Source organism: Clostridium psychrophilum, assembly GCF_018861705.1.
Lineage (GTDB): Bacteria > Bacillota > Clostridia > Clostridiales > Clostridiaceae > Clostridium_AD > Clostridium_AD psychrophilum.
This window is the reverse complement of the sequence record NZ_JAHLEC010000136.1, coordinates 1-7,692: the sequence shown is the minus strand read 5'-3', so window position 1 is coordinate 7,692 and position 7,692 is coordinate 1. Positions and strand designations below refer to the sequence as shown.

The window sequence follows — 7,692 nt, the reverse complement described above, 5'->3', positions numbered from 1 at the left end:
CTTCTTCAGAATAGCCAATTTTACTCACCATGTTTTATTGCTCCTCTCGTAAAGCCTATACAGTATAGTATACTATATTTCTCTCTACGACAACTATCTTAACACATAGGGATTTTAAACTCTTTGTTTTTAATATATTCCTAATTCTTTTCATTTAATACTACCTTATAACCAACTCCACGAATGGTACAAATAATGCAATGGTCAGTGTCTCCAATTTTATCTCGTAAATATCTAATGTACACTTCAACAATATTTTCCTCACCATTAAAATCAAACCCCCAAACTTTTTCAAGAATAGTTCGTTTACTTAAAGCTAACCCATTATTAAAAAGCAAATATTTCAGCAAATTATATTCAGTCGGAGATAATGCTAAAAGTTTATCCTTCATTGTAATTTCATGTGCACCATCATTTATAACAAATGAACCAATTGTCTTTACTTCATCAAGTTCAGGAAAGCTATTCCTAAGTCTTGCATTAATACGAGCCACCAATTCTTTAAAGCTAAATGGCTTTGACATATAATCATCTGTCCCTATATTTAATCCATGAACACGTGCATCTATATCATGCTTAGCTGTTAACATAATTATTGAAGTCTTAATGGTCTTTTTTATTTCAAAACACACCTCATAACCATTCATTCCCGGAAGCATTACATCTAATATAACTATTTGAGGCTTTATTTTTTTTGCCAAATAGACTGCATCATTTCCATTAGAAGCAGTATGAACGACGTATCCTTCGGCCTCGAGTCCCATTTTTATAAATTCAATTATACTCTCTTCATCATCGACAATGAGGATATGTATTAGTTCCTTGTTTATTAAATTCATAAAAATAATCTCCTTTTTATATCTCGTGTGCAAGGTTACTTCTCTAAAATAATGCTTCATAACCAATTTGTTTTTAATATTATATATTTATAATTACATCTTAACTATCTATATAATATTATCATTGTTTACCACATTTAGTAATAAGTTTTTACATTTAATAAGTTAAATAAGCATAGGAACATTGGCTTAATCCATAACACCTGTCCTTATATTTATATGCCTTGTTTGTCAGTACATTATATGTTTTCAACTAATCTTATAGGGATATACCCCTTTTTTATTAATTTGCTTTTAGACCTTACATCTTTTCTTGCCACTGGAATTGGCTCATATGGTGATATCGTCGATATATTTTGTTCATAGACATTTAAATTATTACTGTTTTTAATATCAGAATTAATATACAACATAATATGTCCTTTTCCCTTACCATCATCCAAAAGCAAAGCATCTGTAGGCTTTAAATCATCCCAAGATATTTTGCATACGTATTTATTTCCTATTTTATTGCCATTCTTTATATCATTATAAAGAGAAAGCGTAGTCTGTCTCTTTATGCCCCAAGCAGTACTAACTAATCCAGAACAGTCGTTACCGTAAATCACCCTACTGTTATTAATCTTAGATAAAAAATTTCTCGGGGATGATACCTGATATAATGCCATACTATATGGTACCCCCTTATATGTTTTTCCTTTAATAAAAGTAAAGTTACAATTCTTATCACGTAAATTATAATCAGGGATCCATTTTACTTCAGTCATTGCCTTTGCTCTGTTAAGCATTTTCTCCTTTAAAAGATTATCATTCTTTGCATCTTGAGTTTTAATTTTAGTAACACTCGAAACTACTTTTGTATTATACATTATAGCATCATCACTTAAATTAAATGACGAAATCTTCACTACATTATTTACCTTTGTGTTTTTAATGTTGTTATGTACAGTAATAACTATAATAAAAATAAATAGGAATAACATTGTTACAGTAAATACATTTGATATTTTTCTCGTTTTCTTAGTTTTCATGTTTATCTCACCACCACTTTATTGCGTATAATATAAGTATTATGCAATAAAGTGTAAAATATTCCATATTAAATAAAGTTATATTTTGTTTTTATCATAATCAATATTAAATTGCTTGATACACTTTAATAATGGTGTTAATATAATATCATAGTATGTTAATATAATAACATACCATATCTCTATGACTACAAAAATAAATAGAATGGAGTGATAAAATTGGAATTCAACTTAAATAAAGACTTAAAGTTTACTACTGAAATTACTGTAACCAGTAATGATACCGCAAATTCTTACGGCTCTGGGAGTTTAGACGTTTATGCCACTCCTGCTATGACTGCTCTTATGGAGAATGCAGCAATGAATTGTGTACAACAAAAACTACCTGATGGTTTTACAACCGTTGGTATAGAGATTAGTGTTAAACACATAAAATCAACACCTATTGGTGTAACGGTTAGAGCTGAGGCAATACTTGAAAAAATAGAAGGTAAAAAGTTGTTTTATAAAGTAGAAGCTTTTGATGACTTAGGCAAGATAGGTCAAGGACTTCATACAAGGTACATAGTGAATTCTGAAGACTTTGTAAAAAAAACAGTACGATAATTTTCATAAAAAAAGCATCTATAGAGTAAACATTTTATATAATGTATTTACTCTATAGATACTAATTTAATAAGATAAAATTATTTTATAAATTCTTTTCGTAAGACTCAACCATTTTTTTAACCATTTGTCCTCCAACAGAACCATTCTCTCTTGAGGTTAAATCTCCGTTGTAACCATCGGTAAGATTTACTCCTACTTCCTTTGCAGCTTCCATCTTAAATTTGTTTAACCCAGCTTTTGCCTCTGGAACTAATACTCTACTTCTTGACATATAAATAACCTCCTCTATATTTTATATTTATTTTTTCTACTATTATATTGTGCATTATTATAAAAAATACTCATAGTAATTAATGGTTATTTAAACAAATCAAAGTAAATAAGAAGTGTTATGTTAAAACTTTATAAAAATCACTTCTTATAATGTAAATGCTATACATATTTTTTCATATGCTTTAATGCGTTTTTTTCTACTCTAGATACCTGTGCTTGGGATATACCTATCTCATCAGCTACTTCCATTTGAGTTCTTCCCTCAAAAAATCTCAAATTTAGGATTAACCTTTCTCTATCTTTTAATTTGTTCATTCCTTCTTTAATCGATATGTTTTCAAGCCAACTATTATCTAAATTTTTAGTATCCCTTATTTGATCCATTACATAGACTTCGTCACCGCCATCATGGTAAATTGGTTGAAATAATGATACAGGCTCTTGCAAAGCATCTAGAGCGAATACCACATCTTCCCTTGGCAATTTTAACTCTTTTGCTATTTGTGCTACTGTAGGTTCTTTATTATTTTCATTTGTCAATCTGTCCCTAACTTGTAATGCTCTATATGCAATATCCCTCAAAGACCTACTAACTCTTATAGAATTATTATCCCTTAAATATCTTCTTATTTCCCCTATAATCATAGGAACTGCATATGTTGAGAATCTAACATCTAGACTTAAATTAAAATTGTCAATGGATTTCATTAAACCAATGCATCCAACTTGAAATAAGTCATCTGCATTTTCTCCTCTACTATTGAATCGCTTTATTACACTTAAGACTAATCGTAAATTTCCTTCAATAATCTTGTCTCTGCACCCAGGTTCACCATTTTGTGACTTAAATATTAACTCCTTCATTTCTTTTTCTTTTAGTTTTGGTAATTTTGAAGTATTTACTCCACATATCTCTACTTTATTAAACATCATAAGGTCATCATTCCCTTCAGAAGAGTAATTATCTTCGAATTATGCCCTTATGATTTATTTATTATACTAAAGACAACCTTAAATTATTTATTTAATATTGATTTGATATTATTTAATTAGTCTAATGTTGAAATACTGTGTTAAAATAGTAATGGAAATAAAACAAATTTTAAATAAGTTTTTAAATAAATAAGGCTGATGCTATTATTTAAAAGAGCATTATTTATATTTATTTAATATATTTTCATATAAATATATTAAATAAAAAATATTAATTGGAGGAGATTATCATAGAAAAAAGCTTAGTTTTAATAAAACCAGATGCAGTAGAAAGAAACATTGTTGGAAAGATAATAAGTATTTACGAATCCAATGGACTTACTATATTAAAGATGAAAAAAATCGCTGTTTCTAAAGAACTTGCAGAGGAACATTACAAAGAACATGTTGGAAAACCGTTCTTTAATGATTTAGTTTCTTATACAACAAGAAGTGATGTTATAGCTATAATATTTGAAGGTACAAATGCAATTTCTAAAATCAGAACAATAAATGGTTCTAGAGATCCTAAGACAGCAAGCATTGGGACTATAAGAAATTTATTTGCAATAAACGGAAGGGAAAATTCTGTTCATGCATCCGACAGTAAAAGCAGCGCTGAGAGAGAAATAAAATTATGGTTTAAATGATTTATTAAAATTTATAAAATTTGAATTTACTGATATATATATACAACACGTTTCATCTTGTATATGGGAACAAATCTATACTCGAGGTATAGTGCGTATATATATCAATAAATTTAAATTTTCTTTTTTATTTAACAAAAGTAGCCTAATAAATTAAGCTAACATTACTTTAGAAACTTACTATCTCATTCAGCTTCCATTATTTCTATTTATATCTATTAGTTTTTGATTTATAAACAATACTTAGTTTTATATTTTTCGGATTAATAACTAATAACAATAAGATTTATATTATTTATTCTCCAGCCAATAGGGTAATATAGATTGAAAACATAGCACCTCTCTTGCATTCTATAGTAATTTTTTTTCGATATAACTCATTTCAAGAATGTATATTTTTAATATACATATAACATTCTAGTAAATTTCACACCATAAAATCCATAAAACAATCAATTTGTATGTCGATTTTTCCCATAAAAATAAACCTCCCTATTATTGGTTTATCACACCCAATAAATAGAAAAGTTTATCACTTTGAAAAATAAATATTTATAGGTTTAGAAACAATTTCAAACCAATTCCACAAGGTTTTTTAATAATAGGTAGATGTGGATTTTTCTTTAAACGTTGGTACCACGCAACTAACTAACTAACTAACTCTATTTTCTAATCTTAACTTATCAGCTACCATTGCTATAAATTCTGAATTAGTAGGTTTGCCCTTTTCATTACGAATAGTATAACCAAATATTTTATTAATTGTTTCTACTTCTCCCCTAGTCCACGCAACTTCTATTGCGTGTCTCATTGCTCTTTCAACACGACTCGCAGTAGTATTAAATTCCTTACCTATTGATGGATACAATTCTTTTGTAACTGATGACAAAAGCCTAGTATTATTCACTACCATATTTATAGCTGTCCTTAAATACATGTACCCTTTTATATTAGCAGGGATTCCAATTTCATGAATAATACTAGTTATCTGCGCAATCATATCAACTGGTTGGCCTTTACTTTTTTTAATTTCAACTTGAGTATCTGCAACATCAACAAACGTTTTTTTTATCTCATTGCCGCATATAGTATTATTCAATGTCTGCCTTATTCTTTTAATGAATACTTCCATATCAAAAGGTTTAATAACATAATAATCAGCACCGAGTGATATGGCTCTTTGTGTTATTTTTTCTTGACCTACTGCTGATAATACGATTATACGTGGCATTGGATTTAGGTCCATTTTATGTAATCCTTCTAGGACTCCCAACCCATCAAGAATTGGCATAATTATATCAAGCACTACCAAATCAGGTTTTTTCTCCTCAATCAATTTTAATGCTTCTACCCCATTTTCTGCAATTCCTGTAACATCCATATCATTTTGCAATAATAGGTAATCCTTTAGAATATTACAAAATTCTTTATTATCATCTGCAATGACTATATTTATTTTAGAATCTTCCATATTTGTAATCCCCTTCATATTTAAGTTTTGCTTTCTATTATTTATAAATTCTACAAAAGAATGTCATTTCCTTTTTTTTACAAAAATATATTTTAAAAAATGTTGTCATAATAAATATTATGAAAGATCTTTTTACTAATATCTATATTATTTCTACGTTTCTATCCATATGAGAGTATATTTCAATTTTCTTTGGCTCGAAACATGGCAAAACTTTATTTTTAATAGGAAATTATAATATTTCATAAATTTATAATATTCTTTTCTTACATCATAACATAAAATATATAGTATTGGCATAAAGCCTATTTCATTTGTTTTGTATTTATGATTTATTTATAAAATATAATTGATTATTAAAGCAATATTATGACTATATTTGTTTTTTCTACAATAGTTCATATTAATTTACTCGCTTTTTAGTTTATATGAAGATTTTCTTATAATGTTACCGCTAAGCCAATAAGACATACTTACTATTATCAATAATATAATAAATCTATTTAATATAGTACTGGATGTATATTAAATGGATTTATGTAAATAATATACTATATAACTGTCTTATATAATTCTATTAATATTGGTGATTTGAAAACGTTTATAACGAAAGGGAGTTCGCAAATGGTTGATATGTATTACAGGCTTGTAAAGTCGGGATTAAGAACAATTCAAAAAGTACCAGATCGGTATAGAGCTGCTGTAATGCTAGATTTATCAAATCTAGCATTACACGATAATAACAATACAACTCCTACACCAAATGAAACAAATATAAAAATATACTAAAAAAGACTTTAAAGAGTCTTTTTTTATTGTCTTTAATTTAAGTGTTATGAATATATTGTTATTATATAGAAATTATCTTTATCAATAATAGATGAAAATCAGTTATAATTAAACCATCACCTTAGTGTCTAGCTCTCACGCTTGAATGTTCCACATCAAATAATAATGTTTAAAATAACTAAATGTCTATTTTAAAGGGAGATGATTTTAAGAATGAAAAAAATATATTATCTATTAATTTTTATACCTATTAGTATTGTACTTCATTACATAAACATAGGTGGACCTAGTGTACGATTTCTAATAACAGCACTTGCAATAGTACCATTAGCTGCATTGCTCGGGCAAGTCACTGAAGAACTCTCTAAGTATACTGGGGCTAAACTTGGGGGGATTTTTAAGCGCAACATTTGGTAATGTAACAGAACTAATCTTATCATTTTTGCATTAAAGGAAGGCCTATTTGATATAGTTAAAGCATCTATTGCTGGTTCTATGATAGGAAATGTATTACTAGTATGGGGACTAAGCATGTTTATGGGTGGCTTAAAAAACAAGTCTCAGAAATTCGCTAAAGAGGGTGTAAATATTTCTGTAAGTTTGCTAACTTTAGCAGTAATAAGTTTAGTAATACCTGCAGTCTGTACCGGTAACTTAAGCACATTAAATTTAAACCCAGTAAACTATGAAAATCTTAGTATAGTTATAGCAATAGTGATGCTTATAGTCTATTCTTGTAGTTTATATTTTTCATTTTTCACCCACAAAGATTTGTACGGAGTAGACCACGAAGTATCCAAAAAAAAATGGTCATTGCAATAGAAATCGCCATAGGTTCAAGTTTACAAATAATTTTATTTATAGCTCCTATTTTAGTTTTATTAAGTCTACTATTTAAACCTATGGCACTAATATTTAACACATATGAAATAGTTGCACTTGGCGTAACCGGAGTTTGTCAACATAGTTGTCGCAATTTATACATTTAATTTTTTTATGATGATGCCTTTTCTATAATGAGAAGTTCTTCTTCTTTTATTGGATTCAAAGACACATAT

The 7,692-nt window shown here is 28.0% G+C and carries 10 protein-coding genes; 5 read left to right on the top strand and 5 right to left on the bottom strand.

Features of this window, described 5'->3' with window-relative positions; all coding sequences use genetic code 11:
• Positions 1-140: 140 nt before the first annotated feature.
• A complete protein-coding gene (locus tag KPL38_RS17295) occupies positions 141-839 on the bottom strand; it encodes a response regulator transcription factor (RefSeq protein WP_216290386.1) in 699 nt (232 codons plus the stop codon).
• 239 nt (positions 840-1,078) lie between these two features.
• On the bottom strand, positions 1,079-1,870 hold the full coding sequence (locus tag KPL38_RS17290) for an NlpC/P60 family protein (protein WP_216290385.1): 792 nt from the start codon (positions 1,868-1,870) through the stop codon (positions 1,079-1,081).
• A 219-nt stretch (positions 1,871-2,089) separates the two neighbouring features.
• Between KPL38_RS17290 and KPL38_RS17285 the strand changes: the two genes are divergently transcribed.
• Entirely contained in the window at positions 2,090-2,476 is a 387-nt protein-coding gene (locus KPL38_RS17285) for a thioesterase family protein (RefSeq protein ID WP_216290384.1), read from the top strand.
• An 85-nt stretch (positions 2,477-2,561) separates the two neighbouring features.
• Here KPL38_RS17285 and KPL38_RS17280 read toward each other — a convergent pair whose 3' ends face one another.
• Positions 2,562-2,750 carry an alpha/beta-type small acid-soluble spore protein gene (locus tag KPL38_RS17280; RefSeq protein WP_216290383.1) on the bottom strand — a complete coding sequence of 63 codons (189 nt, stop codon included), beginning with the start codon at positions 2,748-2,750 and terminating at the stop codon, positions 2,562-2,564.
• Positions 2,751-2,911: 161 nt separating this feature from the next.
• Entirely contained in the window at positions 2,912-3,685 is a 774-nt protein-coding gene (sigG, locus tag KPL38_RS17275) for an RNA polymerase sporulation sigma factor SigG (protein ID WP_216290382.1), read from the bottom strand.
• 284 nt (positions 3,686-3,969) lie between these two features.
• Here sigG and ndk point away from each other — a divergent pair, with 284 nt between their 5' ends.
• On the top strand, positions 3,970-4,374 hold the full coding sequence (gene ndk / locus KPL38_RS17270) for a nucleoside-diphosphate kinase (protein ID WP_216290387.1): 405 nt from the start codon (positions 3,970-3,972) through the stop codon (positions 4,372-4,374).
• Positions 4,375-5,026: 652 nt separating this feature from the next.
• On the opposite strand, the gene spo0A is transcribed toward ndk, so the two are convergent.
• Positions 5,027-5,845 carry a sporulation transcription factor Spo0A gene (gene spo0A / locus KPL38_RS17265; protein WP_216290381.1) on the bottom strand — a complete coding sequence of 273 codons (819 nt, stop codon included), beginning with the start codon at positions 5,843-5,845 and terminating at the stop codon, positions 5,027-5,029.
• Between the two features lie 624 nt (positions 5,846-6,469).
• On the opposite strand from spo0A, the gene KPL38_RS17260 reads away from it, so the two are divergent.
• The 3 genes from KPL38_RS17260 (at position 6,470) to KPL38_RS19830 (ending at position 7,456) form a co-directional block, all read left to right on the top strand.
• Positions 6,470-6,634, top strand: coding sequence for a CD1375 family protein (locus KPL38_RS17260; protein WP_216290380.1), 165 nt, complete (start codon positions 6,470-6,472; stop codon positions 6,632-6,634).
• A 213-nt stretch (positions 6,635-6,847) separates the two neighbouring features.
• Complete coding sequence (locus KPL38_RS19835) at positions 6,848-7,051, top strand: hypothetical protein (RefSeq protein ID WP_246578020.1); 204 nt, start codon at positions 6,848-6,850, stop codon at positions 7,049-7,051.
• A 78-nt stretch (positions 7,052-7,129) separates the two neighbouring features.
• Positions 7,130-7,456: a calcium:cation antiporter family protein gene (locus tag KPL38_RS19830; protein WP_246578019.1), complete on the top strand. Its 327-nt coding sequence runs from the start codon at positions 7,130-7,132 to the stop codon at positions 7,454-7,456.
• The last annotated feature ends 236 nt before the right edge of the window (positions 7,457-7,692 follow it).

What these genes read in the sequence shown, in the direction of transcription:
- KPL38_RS17295 (WP_216290386.1), bottom strand. Translation starts at nt 839, where the DNA reads ATGAATTTAATAAACAAGGAACTAATACATATCCTCATTGTCGATGAT.
- KPL38_RS17290 (WP_216290385.1), bottom strand. Translation starts at nt 1,870, where the DNA reads ATGAAAACTAAGAAAACGAGAAAAATATCAAATGTATTTACTGTAACA.
- KPL38_RS17280 (WP_216290383.1), bottom strand. Translation starts at nt 2,750, where the DNA reads ATGTCAAGAAGTAGAGTATTAGTTCCAGAGGCAAAAGCTGGGTTAAAC.
- sigG (WP_216290382.1), bottom strand. Translation starts at nt 3,685, where the DNA reads ATGATGTTTAATAAAGTAGAGATATGTGGAGTAAATACTTCAAAATTA.
- spo0A (WP_216290381.1), bottom strand. Translation starts at nt 5,845, where the DNA reads ATGGAAGATTCTAAAATAAATATAGTCATTGCAGATGATAATAAAGAA.
- KPL38_RS17260 (WP_216290380.1), top strand. Translation starts at nt 6,470, where the DNA reads ATGGTTGATATGTATTACAGGCTTGTAAAGTCGGGATTAAGAACAATT.
- KPL38_RS19835 (WP_246578020.1), top strand. Translation starts at nt 6,848, where the DNA reads ATGAAAAAAATATATTATCTATTAATTTTTATACCTATTAGTATTGTA.
- KPL38_RS19830 (WP_246578019.1), top strand. Translation starts at nt 7,130, where the DNA reads ATGATAGGAAATGTATTACTAGTATGGGGACTAAGCATGTTTATGGGT.